Below are 16,523 nucleotides of genomic sequence, written 5' to 3'. Positions count from 1 at the left end.
GATAGGCCACCTTGATGAGAGAATAGTACAGCAGTTTCGGGGAGGATAAGGGGAAATTGGCTTACCCAATCACCCCACATACTTCCCATCCGCATGGAAACGCTCGAAAGAACCACCACCCTCGTTACCCGCCCGAAATTCAAGGACCACTACGATAACTACATCGGCGGGAAGTGGACGGCGCCGGTGAAGGGCCAGTACTTCGACAACCCGTCGCCCATCGACGGGAAGAACTTTACCAAAGTCGCCCGCAGCACCAAGGAAGACATCGAGCTGGCCCTCGACGCCGCGCATGAGGCTTTCAAGACCTACGGCAAGACCTCGGCCACGGAGCGCAGCAACATGCTGAACAAGATTGCCAACCGCATCGAGGAAAACCTGGAGGCCTTGGCGGCGGTGGAAACGGTGGAAAACGGCAAGGCCATCCGCGAAACGCTCAACGCCGACCTGCCGCTGGTCGTCGACCACTTCCGCTACTTCGCCAGCGTTATTCGGGCCGAGGAAGGATCGGCTACCGAGCTGAACGCCAGTACCGTGTCCTTGAACATCAACGAGCCGCTGGGCGTGGTGGGCCAGATTATCCCCTGGAACTTCCCGCTGCTGATGGCTACCTGGAAGCTGGCCCCGGCCCTGGCCGCCGGCTGCACCGTGGTGATGAAGCCCGCCGAGCAGACGCCCGCCAGCATCATGGTGCTGATGGAGCTCATCGGCGACCTGATTCCGGCCGGCGTGGTGAACGTGGTCAACGGCTTCGGGCTGGAAGCGGGCAAGCCCCTGGCTTCCTCGCCGCGCATCCAGAAGGTGTCGTTTACGGGCGAGACGACCACCGGCCGCCTCATCATGCAGTACGCCGCCGAAAACCTCATTCCCGTCACGATGGAGCTGGGCGGTAAGTCGCCGAACATCTTCTTCAAATCGGTGCTCGACGCCGACGACGACTTCCTCGACAAGGCCATCGAAGGCGCGGTGATGTTTGCCCTGAACCAGGGCGAAATCTGCACCTGCCCCTCGCGCATGCTGGTCCACGAAGACATCTACGACGAGTTTATGGAGCGCGTGATTGAGCGCGTGAAGGCCATCAAGCTCGGCAACCCGCTCGACAAGGAAACCATGATGGGCGCCCAGGCTTCGAACGACCAGTTCGAGAAAATCCTGAGCTACCTGGAAATCGGCAAGGCCGAAGGCGCCGAGGTGCTGACCGGCGGCGACGCTTACACGCAGGAAGACGGCGCCCTGGCCGAGGGCTACTACATCCAGCCCACCGTGTTCCGGGGCCACAACAAGATGCGCATCTTCCAGGAGGAAATCTTCGGCCCGGTAGTGTCCGTAACCACCTTCAAAACCACCGACGAAGCCATTGCCCTGGCCAACGACACGCTCTACGGCCTCGGCGCCGGCGTGTGGAGCCGCGACGCCCACGAGCTGTACGAAGTGCCCCGCGCCATCCAGGCCGGCCGCGTGTGGGTCAACTGCTACCACGACTACCCCGCCGGTGCCCCCTTCGGCGGCTATAAGGCCTCCGGTTTCGGCCGCGAGAACCACAAGATGATGCTCTCGCATTACCGCCAGAACAAGAACATGCTCATCAGCTACAGCCAGCAGAAGCTGGGCTTCTTCTAGTAGGGTATCAGGGTATGGGGGTGTGAAGGTAGGAGTTATTGATCGGCCTTAATAACTCTTAAACTCCTACCCTCATACCCTCTTACCCTTTCTCAGCGCGTGGGGGCGCGCTGATACCGGCTGGGGCCCGGGCGCGCATGTAATCCGTGGGGACGCGCCCGACCCGGCTGGTAGCTGCTGGCGCCTCCACTGCGTAGGACTGCCGCAGGCCGTGCCCACTGCTTCGTGCGGGGTGGGCGCGGCCTGTTTGGTGAGCGGGCCGGGGTGCAACGGTGGCGGTGGTATCTGCGTCATACACCTAAACCCATTGTTCTTGTCTATGTCGCTCTGTTCCAAAAGTTATCTGCTGCTCGGGGCCGTGCTGCTGACCACGGCCAGCCACGCCCAGGAATTGCCCGTGCCCGGCGCCCAAAACCCGGACTGGGAGCTGAAACAAGTGGTGGAGCCCACGGCGCAGAAGCCGCCGGCGTACGCCCTGCCCAGCGCGCCCGTGCGCATGCCCACCATGCCGGTATACGGCGGCACCCAGGGCGAAAACGGCGACTGGGTGTGGTACTACGACCCCGTCCGGCGCCTGCGCTACAACATGAGCAAGCGCCGCCAGGGCAAGCTGCTGGTGCAAAACACCGAAACCGGCACCTACTACCTCTACGCCCGCCGCGCCGGCGCCGCCAAGTAGCGGCGCCCGGCCCGGCGTCATCCCGTTTCCTTTCGCCATGTCCACCACCGCCTCCGAACCCACCCCGCGCGTACTCGTCACGCCGGCCGCCGAAGCCACCATCGACCTGCTGCGCGACGAGCACGGCCCCCTGATGTTTCACCAGAGCGGCGGCTGCTGCGACGGGTCTTCGCCCATGTGCTTTGCCAAGGGCGAATTTCGCGTCGGCGGCAACGACGTGTGGCTGGGCCGCATCCACGGCTGCGACTTTTTCATGACCCGCAGCCAGTTTGAGTACTGGCAGCACACCCAGCTGACGGTAGACGTGGTGAAAGGCCGCGGCGCCAGCTTCTCGCTGGAAATTCCGCTGGGCGTAAGGTTTCTGATTCGCTCCCGGCTGTTTACGCAGGAAGAGGAGCAGAACATGGCCCCGGTGTACGCCGGGGATGAGTACCCGCAGATGAGCGAGGCGTAGAACTGGGAAACCATACCGCCCGGCCCTTGAAGGCCGGGCTTTTTTGTGCGCTTACGGCCGAGTTTGTGCGTATTTGTTCGCGCAGAAAGGGTAAAAATGCCTAGCTAAACCCGTATTTATCGATTCGCTGTGGCAGGAAAATGGGGCGTATAGCTATGCTACGTGCCTTCCGGTTGGGGGCACCAGCAACCACAACCAAACCCTTTCCACGCTATGTTCTACCACGATAGAGAACTGCAGTACAAAGTCCGGGTCGACAAGCCCAATCCCGTATTCGCGCGCATGCTGCAGCAGGCCATCGGCGGCATCGAAGGCGAAATTCGCGTGTGCCTGCAGTACCTGTTTCAGGGCTGGGGCGCCCGGGGCCCGGTGAAGTACCGCAACATGCTGCTCGAAACCGGCACCGAGGAAATTGCCCACATCGAAATGCTGGCTACGGCCGTGGCCCTGAACCTGGAAGGTGCGCCGATGAGCGTGCAGGACGAGTTTGCCAAGGACAAAGTGGTGGGCGCCGTGCTCGGCGGCATGGACCCGCGCCACGTGCTGTCGTCGGGCCTGGCGGCTATGGCCGTCGACGCCAACGGGGTGCCCTTCAACGGCTCCTGGGTGGTGGGCAGCGGCAACCTGGCCGCCGACATGCACGCCAACGTCATGGCCGAAGCCACCGGCCGCGTGCTGGCCACCCGCCTCTGGGAAGCCACCGACGACCCCGGCATGAAGGACATGCTGGCCTTCCTCATTGCCCGCGACACCATGCACCAGAACCAGTGGATGGCCGTGCTGGAGGAAATCGGCGGGCTCGGGGCGCACCCCATCCCCAACAGCTTCCCGCAGAGCGAGGAAAACCAGAACTTCAACTACTCCTTCGTCAGCACCTACATCGGCAACGATACGACCGAGGGCGGCCGCTGGACCTCCGGCCCCTCCATCGACGGCAAGGGTGAGTTCCGGGTGGAAAAAGCCGCGCCGCTGGGCGGCATCCCGGTGCTGGCCCCGCCCGACCCGCGCGGCCACGCCCAAACCGAGCAGATGACCACCATGGGCGCTATGACGGGCACCCTCAGCGACAAAGTGAAAGGCAAGATGAGCGGCAGCGGTACCGGCGGCCACGGCCCCCTCGGCGGCCGCGACGCCGAATAATTGTCATGTCGAACGAAGCGAGACGTCCGGGTAGTGGATCCCGACCCAGATGTCTCACTTCGTTCGACATGGCAGTTGAGCAACCCCCAACGACAACGGGCCCCGACCAAGCTGTTTGGTCGGGGCCCGTTGTTTATTGGTGACTGGAGCAGGTCAGCGCGCCCGCACCGGCAGGCCTTCGAGCTGGGCGTAGCCGAGCTTCCAGAGGCCCTTGGGGTTCTTTTTCCAGATCAGCACGAAGTTGCCTTCGCCTTCGCCGGCGGGCTGGCCGGGGCCGGCGGGCAGCACGTCCACCGAGTAGGTGCCGCCCTCGTAGGCGGTTTTCTCGTCGTTGACGGAGGAAGCCACGTTCAGGCGCAGGTTTTCGATGGTGCCCATCGTGGCCCGAATCCACTTGTCCGAGACTTCCGACTTGCCCTGGTAATGAGCCTCACCCTGCAGAAAATGCACGTCATCGGCCAGCAGGGTGTCGAGCTGAATGGCGTTGCGCGAGTTCCAGGCGGTGATGAACTGCTGGTCCAGGGTCTGCACGTTGACGGCGGGCGTCTCGGCGGTTTTGGTGCAAGCCAGGGTCAGGGCCGCCGTCGACGTCAGCAAAAGGGCTGCAATGGGTTTCATGGGGTCAGTTTTGGTTGGGACGGAGAGGAAAAGCGAAAACCCAGGCCCGAAGGCCTGGGTTTTCGGGAAAGGAGGCCAGGCGGCAGCTTACCAGCTCTTACGACGCACCTCCGACGAAGCGTAGGGTGTCGAACGGTCGCCGTAGGAGTTGTTGGGCAGGTAGGCGGCGCTCATTGCGTTGCTGGTGTTGTAGAGCATGGCCGGCGTGCCAGCGGCGGCAAATCCAGCGGCCATAGCGGGCTGCATAGCCTGCTGCTGGGGCAGCTGACCGGCCTGGGCCAGGGCGGCGCGCTGCTCGGCGGCTTCGGCGCGCTTGGCCAGGGCGTTGCGCTCGGCGCGGGCGGCGGCGGCTTCGCGCTCAGCCCGGGCGGCGCGGTTGGCGGCGGCTACGCGGGCAGCCTCGGCGGCGCGGGCTTTCTGCTTGTTCTGGATGTTGCGGCCGATCATGTAACCGGTACCGGCACCGGCGGCGGCACCTACTACGCCACCTACTTTGCGGTTTTTCTTGTTGATGATGGCCCCGGCGGCGGCACCACCGATGCCACCGATGATGGCACCTTTAGCTTGCGGGCTTACTTTGCTCTGGGCCTGCACGGCAGCCGATTGCATTAGAACAACAAGGGCGAGCAGCAGGCTGAAGATATACGGGAGCTTTTTCATGGCTGTGTTTCGGGTTAAGGTTCCGAAGAACCAGACTCAACTTTGTTTCCGACTTCTGACTGGTGGTTTGCAAGCACCGTGCCAAGAGCGGCTACACAACCCTAAACTAGCCTTGCCAAAAGAAGGTTACAGCGGCAGTACAGAAGCCCGGCTATAGCGTGAAAAACGCCCTGAAGAGCGGTTTTCAGGGCGTTTTGTGAAAAAGATAAGAAGTTATCGGCTCAGCCAGCCGCCCGCGTCCAGCCAGTTGCGCAGGCGCTCCATCCAGTCGTCCTTGGTGGTCTTGTTGTGCAGCCCAAAACCGTGGCCGCCCTGCGGATAAAGGTGCATTTCCACCGGGACGCGGTGGTGCAGGCAAGCCTCGTAAAAGCGCAGGCTGTTTTGCACTTTCACCGTTTTGTCGTCCTGGGCGTGCACCAGAAAAGTGGGCGGCGTCCGGGCCGACACCTGCAGCTCATTCGAGTACCGGCGTATCTGCTGGGCCGCGGGCGTGGTTCCCAGCAGGTTGGTGCGGGAGCCGGCGTGCATCAGGCTGTCGGAGAAGCTGATGACGGGGTAAATCAGGATCTGGAAGTCGGGCCGGGAGGGCGTCGCACTGAACAGCCCTTCCCGGGTAACGGGGGCACTGGTGGCGGCGGTGCTGGCCAGGTGCCCGCCGGCCGAAAAACCCATGATACCCGCGCGCCGGATGCCGTACTCCGCGCTCTGCTGCCGCACCAGCCGCAGGGCCTGCTGGGCATCCATCAGCGGCGCCGTCGACTTATCCAGCTGGCTTTCGGCGTTGGGCAGGCGGTATTTCAGTACGAAGGCAGTGATGCCCCACTCCGCGAGGCGCCGGGCCACGTCGTAGCCCTCGTGGTCGATGGAGAGGCGGGCGTAACCGCCGCCGGGGCAGATGACGATGGCCGTGCCATTGGCTTTGTCCGCGGCGGGCCGAAACACCGTGAGCGTGGGCTGCACGACATTGGAGATGCGTACTCCGCCGTTAGCCAGGGTCACGCTGGCTTCCTCGACGGCGCTGGGCTTGGCATTCGGGATGGGGCCGGGATAGAGCGGCAGCACCGTTTGGGCGCGTAGCAGGGGCGCCGCTGTCAGCAAAGTCACGAGGAAAACAAAGAGCTTACGCATGAAAAACGAGTCAGGAGACTGGCCAAAATAACGGTAAAATGGCCCGGTGGTGCGCCAAAGCCAACATTTGCCCCGGCCCGCTACGTATGAGGCGGCAGCTTCTGCCCTCCACCCACATGCGCCTGCCCTCCCCGTCGCCCCTTGCCGAGCTGTCCTACCGCCCCGATCTGGGTATCCTCGTCGTGCGCTGGCTGGGCGCCACCACCGACGACGAAATCCGGCGGCTCTACGGCTACCTGGAGCATGCCAACATACCCCGCTGCCGCTTCTGGCTGCTCGACGCCCGCCGCCGGCCCAGTTCCAGCCCGGTCATCACCCGCTGGGTGTTCGACGAGTTTGCGCCGCATCTGGCCCGGCAGCTGGGCGGCCGGCTGTACTTCAGCTACCTGATTTCGCCCCTGCACCTGGTCGATGCCGACGACTTCCGCCGCCTGGAAGAGTCGCGCTGCAACGCCTTGCCCTACGCCCTGCACTATGCCAGCCAGGAAGGCGAGGCTACGGACTGGCTGCTGAAAGCGCAGCGCGAGGAACAGCTCGCCGCCACGGTGTAGAGACGCATAACCGGAGCTGTCATGTCGAGCGAAGTCGAGACATCTGGCGTGCTGATGATGGGTAGTTACTCTTTCGTTCAACGAAGAAATTACTACCGAGCGAGATGTTTCGGCTTCGCTCAGCATGACGTTGGATTGGCCTGTTGACCAGCGTCAGCAACGATTGAGCCGCGCGTATGCGCCGTTATAGCTGCTCCACCAGCACCTGCACGTTGGTATTGCGGCCGTGGTCGTCGGCGCAGGAAATCTTTAGCGGGCCGGCCGTGGGGCGGATGAACACGGCCTCGGTGGGCGCGGCGGCCCGCACGAACTGGTCGTTGGCGTACCAGTACACCTGGCGCACGTCGCTCCAGGCGGCGCAGCGCAACTGGAGCTGCTGCGAGTCACGGGCGTCGAGCACGTACTCGGCGTTGGGGGTGGGGGAGAGGATGCGCGGAGCCTGGTCGGGCGCGGCGTCGGCGGCGCGCACGAGGGCGCAGGCCGGGTTGTGCGGGGGGCGCAGGGCGTGGGGCAGGCCGTTGGCCGCTTTGAAGGCCAGCACCTCGGGCGCGAAATTCGGGAACAGCACCCGGCGGTAGCCGGCGGCGGGCAGGCAGCTGCGGCAGTAGCTCACCGCCCCGTCGGCCGCCACAAATACCTCCTGCTGATGCTCACAGCGGCGCACGTCGGACACGCCGGGCAGGAAGTAGTCCATGACCTGGTCGGGGCAATGCTCGCCGGGCACCTGGCCGGTGACGGGGCAGACGAGGCGGAAATCCAGCCCGGCGGGCGGGGCGTACCACTCGCCGCCGTCGTTGTAGCTCAGGGCGTTGAACAGGTCGAAGAGAAGGGGCGTGGCCACGTCGGTGCCGGTGAGGGCCGGGGCGCCCTGTCCGCCGAAGTTGCCCACCCACACCCCGATGGTGTAGTGGCGGTTGTAGCCGATGCTCCAGGCGTCGCGGCGGCCGTAGCTGGTGCCGGTTTTCCAGGCCACGCGCGGCAAGCGCAGCGAGTTTTCGTAGCCCACGGGGAGGTCGGGGCGCACGAGCTGGGAGAGGATATCGGTGACAAGGTAGGCGGAGGATTCAGACAAAAGCTGGGTTGCACTCCCGGTCCCGCGGGCCTCACCCCCCTGCCCCCTCTCCCGCAGAGAGGGGGAGCCTGCCGTCAGCAACGACGCGGAGCCGCTTCGCTCGCGCTGCGCCGCCCCGCCGCTGGCGTCGCTTTTTGCGGGGCCTGGCTGGCCTGACGCGGTCCACTGCAGCGGCTCGTAGCGGCCCTGGTTGGCCAGGGTGGCGTAGAGGTTGGTCAGCTCTTCGAGGGTGGCGCCGCAGCCGCCCAGGATGGTGCTCAGGCCGAGCTGCGGGGCCTGCCGGGCCACGGTGCGGAAGCCGGCGCGGCCGAGCTGCCCGGTGAATTCGCCCACGCCGAGCTGCTGCAGCACGTGCACCGCGGGCAGGTTCAGGGAGTAGCACAGGGCGCGCTCCAGGGTTACTTCGCCCTGGCAACGCTTGTCGAAGTTTTCGGGGCGGAAGCCGCCGAAGCTGGTGGGCACGTCGGGTAGCACGCGCTTGGGCGTCACGAGGCCGCGGTCCATGGCCAGGGCGTAAAGAAAGGGCTTTAGCGTGCTGCCGGGGGAGCGGATGGCCCGGATGCCGTCGACCTGGCCCTGGTGGCGCAGGTCGTGAAAGTCGGCGGAGCCCACGTAGGCCTGCACCGTGCGGGTGCGGTTGTCGACAACGAGCACGGCGGCCTGGGTGATGCCCAGCGGGGCCAGGCGGCGCACGTAGTGGCGCGTGAGGTCTTCGGCCTTGGCCTGGGTGCTGCGCACCAGCGTGGAGCGGATGCCCGCATCGAAAGCTGGCGTGGTACTACGGCTCAACGTCGTCGTACCACTTTCGTGGAACGACCCGGTGCCACGCAAGGCTTCCTGCACCAGCCGGCGCGAGAGGTGCGGGGCCAGCTGCGGGGCGGCCCGGCGCTGGGCCAATAGCGGCTCCTGCAGGGCGTTTGCCACATCTTTCTGCGCGAATACTCCCTGCTCACCCAGGCGGCGCAGCCACTTGTTGCGGGCGGCCTGCAAGGCCGCGTTGTGGCGGCCGGGGGCCAGGCCGGTGGGGTTGTTCGGCACGATGGTCAGCGTGACCGTCTGGGCCAGGGAGAGGTAGTGCGGGGGCTGACCGTAGTAGAGCAGCGCGGCTGATTTCACGCCCTCGATGTTGGAGCCGTAGGGCACCAGGTTCAGGTACAGGCGCAGGATGTCGTCCTTGGAGTAGTGCGCTTCGAGCTGCAGGGCCCGCAGCATTTCCTGCAGCTTGCCGCCCACGGTGCGCTCCTTGGGCTCCAGCAGCCGGGCCACCTGCATGGTGATAGTGCTGGCCCCGGTGCGGCGGCCCCGGCCCAGGGCGTTGCGGCCGGCGGCTTTGAGCAGGGCCACCGGGTTGATGCCCGGGTGCCAGCGAAACCACCGGTCTTCCTTGGCAATCAGCGCCTCGCGCAGGGCGGGCGTGATGTCGCTCAATTCGGCCGGCAGGCGCCACTTCTGGTCGGGGGCGAGGTAGGCGTGCAGCACCGAGCCGTCGGCGGCCAAGACTACGGGCGAGTAGGGCGGCACCGGGGGCAGCGGAAACAGGCGGTCCAGCCCCAGCAACAGCAGCAGCAAAACGGCCAATCCGCCCAGAAAACGCAGCCCGCGACGCTTATTCATACCTGCAAGATACGCCGGTGGCGGCGGGCTTTTGGCACGTATCTTCGGGAGTCTTCACCCAGGAAAAGATGGACGCTATTACCGATATCAAACAGCTCGATCCGGCTCAGCGCTACACTTACGCCGACTATCTGACGTGGAGGTTTCCGGAGCGAACAGAATTAATCGACGGCTATTTCCGCGTAATACCGCCCCATCTGCGGCTTCATCAGGAGGTGGTTGGGAATCTGGCTACTGCCATCTACCCATACGTGCGGGCTCATAAGCTGCACGCTTTCATGGCGCCGCTCGACGTACGGCTTCCCACTGCTGGCTTGGCTGATGATTTGATCTGTGACGTGGTGCAGCCCGACCTGATGGTATTTCGCTCCGAAGAACAGCTAGACGAGTTTGGCGGCATCGCGCCACCCGATTGGGCTGTAGAAATTATTCAACCCGGCAATTTCCACCACGATACGAGGGTGAAATTTGCCCTGTACGAACGGTACCAGGTACCGGAGTACTGGATTGTCTGCCCGCACTTGAAAACCATTCTGGTTTACGTCCTCGTCGATGGGCAGTATCAACTCCAGGGCGAATACGCCGAGCCGGGTGCCGTGCCCGTGCATACGCTGCCGGGGCTGACGCTGGACTGGGACGAAGTGTTTGAAAATGTGTAGGGCGGCGCGGGCGTCTGGTTCCCGCAGAGGTGCGCAGAGGTCTACAGAGGCCGTACAACGAAAAACCGCCCTCCGATTCCCTAATCGGAGGGCGGTTTTTCGTTGCGCCATGCTTGCGGCTTGCGGTGTTGGTTTTGCGCAAATCAACGAACCCGGGCTACTCGTCCGTGCGTATCGAACTGCACGGCCAACACGGCCGGGCGTACGGTGGTGGTCAGCGAAGGAGGATAGCCCAAGTCAAAAAGCAGCTGATTGCCGGCGGAGCGGTAAGTAGCTGACGGCTCGCCCAGCAACCCCAACACCTGCGCCCGCGACAAACCCAGCAGCCGGCGGGAGGCTACCAGGCTGTCGCGGAGGGTGTAGCGCGCGTCCGGGTGTTGCGCCCAAGCCTGCGGACTGAACTTCTGACTGGGATAGTGCAGATAAAACAATACGGCGCCGGCCAGGCATGCCGCCAACACCGTCACCAGTCCAACGCCAGCGGCTACAAATCGACTGGTACGGCGACCGAAACGGCTCCGCATCAGGCTGAGCAGTAGCAGGCAGATAGGAGTACCAACGGCCAGCAACAGCAGAAATAGAATACCAACCAACGGGGCGTCCGGGTGCATAGCCATTGGGCTTAGCGCACCCGCACCACGCCTGCGCCGTTGTACGAGTGGTACTCGGCGTTGTACATGGCGTCGGCGCTGACGGGGCCGAGCTTGAACGCGCCTTTCGACACGGCGCGGGCCAGGTAGTAGAAGTACTTGGGCTGGGTGGTGGCGGTGGTGAACAGGTTGATCCGGTCGTCGCGCACGTCCAGGTAGTCGGGGGTGCTGGCGTCGGTGGCCCAGGTGATGTCGCGCACCGTGCCGATGCGCGGGTTTTCGATTTCCAGGCCGGCGGGCAGCAGGTCGGTAATGGCCACGTTGGGCACCTCGCCGGCGGCATCGGCCGACTGCAGGGTGATTTTCACCACCACTAGGTCGTTCTGGCGGAACTCGGCCCGGCCGAGCGGGGCGCCGTTGCGGTCGAGGAACTGCCGGCGCACCATCAGGTACTGGTCTTCCTGGCGCACCTGCCCGGTGGGCGAAATGCCCTCCAGCGTCCAGGAGTAGTACAGGTTGCCGCTGCCCTGGGTGTTCAGGCTCAGGCGGCGGTTGGCCACGTTGTTCACCGAGAGGTCCTGCGGACCTTTGTACTGGCCCAGTACTTTGCCGCCGGCTTCGGCCAGGGTGGCCGTTACGGTGCTGTTGCGGTTCTGCTTGGCCACTTTGCCCAGGGCCAGCAGCGCAAAGGCGCGTTCCTGGGTGCTCAGCCAGCCGGCCTGCTTCACCTGCCGCGAGAGTTGCCGGGCCATCTGGGCCACCAGCGGGTTATTCGGGTCGGCTTCGATGAGAGTGTTCAGGGCCAGGCCCAGGTCGCGGACGGGGGAGTAGAACGAGCCGTCGAGGGCGCGGCGGGCGGCGGGCTCGGAGAAGCTACGCGGCAGCAGGTCGCGGAAGCCTTTCGTCTGGCCGGATAGCGCGCTGGTGCTGGCCAGCACGAAGCGGGAGTCCTGGGCGAGCAGGCGCTGGTTGGCGCGGTAGTAGTTCAGGGCCACCGGGTCGGGCTTGCCGGCCAGGGCCAACACGTAGAGCGAGTAGGCAATTTCCTTTTTGGCAATGGTCTTCTGCCGGGCGATGTTGTTCACATCCATGAACTGGTACTCTTCGGTTTCGCGCTTGCGGATGCGGTACTGCAGGTAGCGCATGACCTTGTCCAGGATGCCCTGGTTGACGGCGAAACCGGCGCGCTTGGCCTCGAAGAGGAAGTGCGCGGCGTAGGCGGTGGCCCACCAGTTGTCGTAGTCGCCGCCGGGCCAGTAGCTGAGGGCGCCGTTGTAGAGCTGCATGCTCTCAATCTTGCGGATGGCCTCCTGCACGTGGTAGTTGGGGTTGTAGCGCTGGGCTTTCTTGTCCTGGCCCAGCGTGGCGGCCAGGTCGGGGTAGTAAATCTGCGGGAAGGCGGCCGACACGGTTTGCTCCAGGCAGCCGTAGGGGTACTGCAGCAGGTAGCGCAAGTCCTTGCTGAACTCGGTCATGGGCGAGCGGCTCAGCACCAGCTGGCTGCGCTGCGAGGTCGGCAGGAAATCGGTGCGCAAGTCCAGCGCCTGCGTCTTGCCGCCCGCCACCGTGCCGCCGCCAGTGCGCATCTGTAAGGGCGAAGCCGGGCGGATGGGCAGCTCGATGATTTCTTTGAATGTTTCGCTCTTGGCGCTGGCACTGGTGCTACCCACGCTAGCGCTGATAGCAATGGTTTCAGCCCCGATTTTGTCGGCGAGGAAGCGGAAGTTCACCCGGCCTTCGGCATTTGGCCGCAACGTCACCGAACGGACGTTGAGCTTGCCCCTCTGGCTTGCAGGTTTCTCGGCCGGCACCAACAGACCTTCTTCAGTGTCGCCGCTGACCAGCAGCGTCATCGGCTTGCTGGTCGTATTCGTCAGCGTCACGGGCACGTCGATGGTGTCGCCGGGGCTCATGAAGCGGGGCAGGGCGGTGCTGATGACTACCGGGTCGGCCACGCGCATGGTGTGGTCGGCCGAGCCGAAGCCCTCGTCGGTGTAGGCCACGGCCATCAGGCGCAGGGCGCCGCTGAACTGCGGCACGCGGATTTTAACCTGCACCCGGCCGTTGGAGTCGGCGCGCTTGAGGCCGCTCCAGCGGGCCACCAGCTGCACCCGGCGCGAGGGTACGGGCGTGGTGCGGCGCGAGAGGTCGTAGCCGTCACCACCCGAGGAGCTGGTGCCCAGCTCGGGCAGCAGGAAGGGGTACACGTCGTGGGCCGAGACTTCCAGGGCGCGCTTCTGGTAGAAGTAGCCGAAGGGGTCGGGCGTCTTGTAGTTTTTCAGCTGCAGAATGCCCTCATCCACCACGGCCAGCGTCACGGCCGCGCCGGGCTTGGTTTGCACCTCCACCGTCTGCCACAGCTGGGAGCGGCTCTGGGCCGGGGCCTTGATGGCGACGGGCAGGTGGGTGCCGGGCTTTTCCACCGTCAGCGGCACGAAGCCCCGGGCCACCGTCAGCGGCACCTTGGACTCGGGCGAAAGGGGCCGGATGGCGGTGGCCGTCACGTACACGTTGGGCACGTGAGCGGCGGTGATGCTCACCGAGACCTTGGCCGATTTCTCGTCGGTATCCACGTAGAAGTGCTCGAACACGCGGTTGCGCTCCACCGTCACCAGCACCCGACCGGGGAAGGGCGTCTTGAGCAGCAGCGTGGCCTTGTCGCCGGGCTGGTACTTGGGCTTGTCGGGCTCAATCTGCACCTGGCCCTCGTTGCTGACTTCGAAGGCGTTGCTCTGAGTGTCGCCGTAGCCGTAGGCGTAGAAGCGGCTGGCCACGTAGGTCTGGGCGCCGGGCCGGGCCACGCGCACCTCGTACTCGCCCGAGTACACGGGCATAAACGTCAGCTCGCCGGTGGGGCCGGTCTGCACGGTCTTGGTCAGCAAGGTTTCCTCGCGGCGCTGCGACTGGTACACGTAGCGGCTGCCCTGGCGCTCCAGCACGGTTTCCCACATCAGGCGCACCACCTGCACCTGCGCCGCCGCCTGGGCCGGCTGCCCCGTCGGCGTGAGGGCCACTACGCGGATGGGCAGATTCTGGCGGGTATTCACCAGGTCGGGCAGGCGCTGAATGCCGAACATGGTCGTCTGGGTGCGCACCTCGAAGGTAGCCAGGCGGTTGACTGGGCGGCCCGTTTCGTCGAACACCGTGGCGAAGGCGGTGCCTTCCAGGGTGCCCAGGTCGCGGTAGTCGGGCACCTGGTACTCGGCCAGGCCGCGGCCCTGCTCGTCGGTGCGGGTTTCGCGCACGGCCTTCTCGAAGCGGCTGTTCAGGGACGATTCCTCCGAGCCTTCCTCGTCGTAGGACACGCGGCGCTGGGTGCCGCTGCTCAGGGTGAAGTCGTAGTCGGCGTAGTCCTTGGAGCTGAAGTATTTCTGCTTGAGCGAGAATTCCACCTCTACCTTTCTATCTGTGGCGGGCGGGCCGAACAGGTTTTGGGCCAGCACCGCGGCGCGCACGGTCTGGCCGGGCTGCACGGTTTTGGGCGTGGCCGTCACGGTTACTTTCAGGCGGTCGGGCATGAACTCCTCCACGCTGATTTGCTTGCTGGTCAGCAGCACGTCGTTGCCGGTCAGCACTTCCAGGGTGTAGAGGCCGGTCATGACGGCCGGGGGCAAAATAAACTGCGCCTCGAAGGAGCCGAAGTCCTTGCTCAGGGTGCGGCGGTAGCTGGCGTATTCCTTGCCGGTGGGCAGCAGCAGGCGGATTTTCATCGGCACCGCGCCGGGCAGGCGCCAGTCCTCGGTGCGCACCACGGTGTTGGTGCGCACGGTGTCGCCGGGGCGGTACAGGTCCCGGTCGCCGTACAGAAAGGCCTGGAAGCGGGCCGCGTTGCTTTGCAGGCCGCCCACGTCGTAGCGCGAGGTTTCGACGCGGCTGCGCTCCAGATCCAGGAACGTAAAGTCCTGGCCCTGCTGCACCATCACCGCGCCCAGCTTGAAGCGCCGGGCCAGCACCGTGTCGCCCGGGGTGCCCATCTGGGCCACGCCGCGGGCGTTGGTCGAGCCCTCGAACATGGTCTGGTTGTTCTGGCTGATAAAGCGCACAGCGGCCCCGCTCACCGGCTTGGCGTTGCGCAGGGAGTTGACGAACACCGTGGCGCCCGTTGGCCCCTGCTTCACCACCACGCCCAGGTCCGACACCATCACCATCTTCGACACCTGCAGCCAGGTGCGCTCGGTGTCCTGCACCCGCACCACGTACAGTCCCTTGAGCTGGTTGCCGAATTCCAGATCCTGCAAACTCAGGTGCAGCAGGCGTAGCGGCCCCTGCTTGGGCAGGCCGGTGGTGGTGTACGTCCGCTCGGTGAGCAGGCTGCCGAAGTCGGCGGTGTTGTAGTAGCGGTAGCTGCGGTCGATGTACTCGCCGTTTTCGTCGTAGCTGCTGCCTTCCTCGTCGGAGTCGTAGCCGTACTGCTCGCCCGAGCGCAGCAGCTCGCGGATGTTGTTGGCGTACACCTTGTAGATGCTCACCTTCACCTTGTCCACCTCGTTGATGCGCAGGCCCAGGTTGCGGGCCCCGGCGGCGCCGAGGTACATGGCCTTTTCACCGTTGGCGAAGCTGATGCTGGGCCGCTCGTCGGTGAAGCCCACGCTCTGGCTGAAGGGCTTGCTCAGCTCCCCGCCGAACTGCCCCCGGGCCCCGGCCTGTACGCTCACCGTGTAGGTTTTGCCTTCCTCGAAGCCCCCGCGCAGCTGCAGCCCGTTTTCCAGGCTTTCCACCGAGTAGCTCACCTCCGGCTGCACCGAAATCAGCGGCTGAATGGCAGCGGCGTCGACGGGCTGGTTCATGCTGAGCGTTACCACCGGCTCGCCGTTGAGCATGGCGCCGCTCAGCTCGCGCACCTGCAGGTCCTGCGGGTCGGGCACGGTGACGGCGGCGGTGAGCTTGCCGCGGTTGGCCTGGCCGTCGGCTTCGCCGTTCTGCACCTCGGCCGGGGCTTCGGCGCCCACGGGCAGCAGGCCGGGCAGCACCTCCAATTGCACGACGCTACCCGGGCTGATGGGCTGGGTGGGCTGCACGCCCAGACTGCGGTCGGCCTGTTTGGCTACCACGTCGAAGGGCAGCACCTGGCCGTTGGCCGACAGGCGCAGGTGCGCCTGCAGGTCGGCGGGGCGCACGGGGTAGTTGAAGAGCACGTTCAGGCGCACCTGCGGGGCCCCGCCGCCGTCGGCGGCCGTCCAGAACACCTGCGGGGTGCCCAAATCGAGGTAGGGCGTGTGGAACTTGGCGCGCTTGAGGTCGGGCGTCTTTTTCTGGGCGGCGGGCAGGGCCTTCTTGCGCCACTCGGCCTTGAAGGCGGTGCTGGGCTTGAAGGGCTCGGCCGGCGAAAACACCAGCTCCCGCTCCGAGGTCCACATAAACCGCCCGCGCACGGCCGGCTCAAACTGCAGATACTGCGTGGTGTCCCAGCGGCTGAGCTGCTCGGGCGCGGCCACCGGCTCGTCGAAGCTGAACACCAGGTTTTCGTACGGGTCGATTTCCTCGCCGTCGGGCCCGTGGGCCGAGTCGTCGGCGCCGTGTTTGGAGCAGGCGCACAGCATAGCCAGCAGCACCAGCAGCGGCAGGCGGAGCAGTTGGGGGGTAGTCATGAATAGGGTAGTGGTGGACGGTTGCGGCGGGGCGGAAAGGTAGAGAAAAACGGGACTGGATAGGCTAAAAACGTTGATTTGGTAATGCAATTGTCGGGACGCCCGGCCAAAGCGCTTCCGCACTTCGGGGTTTAGTCTCGTACTTTGCCA

The 16,523-nt window shown here is 65.1% G+C and carries 12 protein-coding genes; 6 read left to right on the top strand and 6 right to left on the bottom strand.

The genetic code is table 11. The annotated features are described in order from the left end of the window. The first annotated feature begins 93 nt into the window (after positions 1–93). The 4 genes from EJV47_RS08955 to EJV47_RS08940 all read left to right on the top strand — a co-directional run bounded on the left by EJV47_RS08955 (position 94) and on the right by EJV47_RS08940 (position 3,893). Positions 94–1,620, top strand: coding sequence for an aldehyde dehydrogenase family protein (locus EJV47_RS08955; protein ID WP_126692813.1), 1,527 nt, complete (start codon positions 94–96; stop codon positions 1,618–1,620). Between the two features lie 319 nt (positions 1,621–1,939). Then, positions 1,940–2,299 carry a hypothetical protein gene (locus EJV47_RS08950; protein WP_126692812.1) on the top strand — a complete coding sequence of 120 codons (360 nt, stop codon included), beginning with the start codon at positions 1,940–1,942 and terminating at the stop codon, positions 2,297–2,299. A 37-nt stretch (positions 2,300–2,336) separates the two neighbouring features. Continuing rightward, positions 2,337–2,753, top strand: a complete 417-nt coding sequence (locus tag EJV47_RS08945; protein ID WP_126692811.1) for a DUF779 domain-containing protein — start codon at positions 2,337–2,339, stop codon at positions 2,751–2,753. A gap of 213 nt (positions 2,754–2,966) precedes the next feature. Continuing rightward, complete coding sequence (locus EJV47_RS08940; RefSeq protein ID WP_126692810.1) at positions 2,967–3,893, top strand: manganese catalase family protein; 927 nt, start codon at positions 2,967–2,969, stop codon at positions 3,891–3,893. Between the two features lie 153 nt (positions 3,894–4,046). Here the strand turns inward: EJV47_RS08940 and EJV47_RS08935 are convergent, their stop codons facing one another. From EJV47_RS08935 to EJV47_RS08925, 3 genes are all read right to left on the bottom strand, one after another. Then, positions 4,047–4,511, bottom strand: coding sequence for a DUF4440 domain-containing protein (locus tag EJV47_RS08935; RefSeq protein ID WP_126692809.1), 465 nt, complete (start codon positions 4,509–4,511; stop codon positions 4,047–4,049). Between the two features lie 87 nt (positions 4,512–4,598). Next, the gene (locus EJV47_RS08930) at positions 4,599–5,171 is read right to left on the bottom strand and encodes a YMGG-like glycine zipper-containing protein (RefSeq protein WP_126692808.1); all 573 of its coding nucleotides are present in this window, start codon (positions 5,169–5,171) and stop codon (positions 4,599–4,601) included. A gap of 213 nt (positions 5,172–5,384) precedes the next feature. Further along, positions 5,385–6,299: an alpha/beta hydrolase gene (locus EJV47_RS08925; protein WP_126692807.1), complete on the bottom strand. Its 915-nt coding sequence runs from the start codon at positions 6,297–6,299 to the stop codon at positions 5,385–5,387. A gap of 116 nt (positions 6,300–6,415) precedes the next feature. Between EJV47_RS08925 and EJV47_RS08920 the strand changes: the two genes are divergently transcribed. Next, positions 6,416–6,850 carry a hypothetical protein gene (locus EJV47_RS08920; RefSeq protein ID WP_126692806.1) on the top strand — a complete coding sequence of 145 codons (435 nt, stop codon included), beginning with the start codon at positions 6,416–6,418 and terminating at the stop codon, positions 6,848–6,850. Between the two features lie 184 nt (positions 6,851–7,034). On the opposite strand, the gene pbpC is transcribed toward EJV47_RS08920, so the two are convergent. Next, positions 7,035–9,536: a penicillin-binding protein 1C gene (gene pbpC / locus EJV47_RS08915; RefSeq protein WP_126692805.1), complete on the bottom strand. Its 2,502-nt coding sequence runs from the start codon at positions 9,534–9,536 to the stop codon at positions 7,035–7,037. A 68-nt stretch (positions 9,537–9,604) separates the two neighbouring features. On the opposite strand from pbpC, the gene EJV47_RS08910 reads away from it, so the two are divergent. Next, positions 9,605–10,195 carry a Uma2 family endonuclease gene (locus EJV47_RS08910; protein WP_126692804.1) on the top strand — a complete coding sequence of 197 codons (591 nt, stop codon included), beginning with the start codon at positions 9,605–9,607 and terminating at the stop codon, positions 10,193–10,195. 143 nt (positions 10,196–10,338) lie between these two features. Here the strand turns inward: EJV47_RS08910 and EJV47_RS08905 are convergent, their stop codons facing one another. Together EJV47_RS08905 and EJV47_RS08900 are read right to left on the bottom strand one after the other, a co-directional pair. Next, on the bottom strand, positions 10,339–10,806 hold the full coding sequence (locus EJV47_RS08905) for a hypothetical protein (RefSeq protein WP_126692803.1): 468 nt from the start codon (positions 10,804–10,806) through the stop codon (positions 10,339–10,341). 11 nt (positions 10,807–10,817) lie between these two features. Then, a complete protein-coding gene (locus EJV47_RS08900) occupies positions 10,818–16,373 on the bottom strand; it encodes an alpha-2-macroglobulin family protein (protein ID WP_126692802.1) in 5,556 nt (1,851 codons plus the stop codon). Positions 16,374–16,523: the final 150 nt, after the last annotated feature.

The organism is Hymenobacter gummosus, assembly GCF_003970915.1.
Taxonomy (GTDB): Bacteria; Bacteroidota; Bacteroidia; order Cytophagales; family Hymenobacteraceae; genus Solirubrum; species Solirubrum gummosum.
The sequence above is the reverse complement of the archived record's forward strand: the minus strand, read 5'-3'. Positions and strand labels throughout refer to the sequence as shown.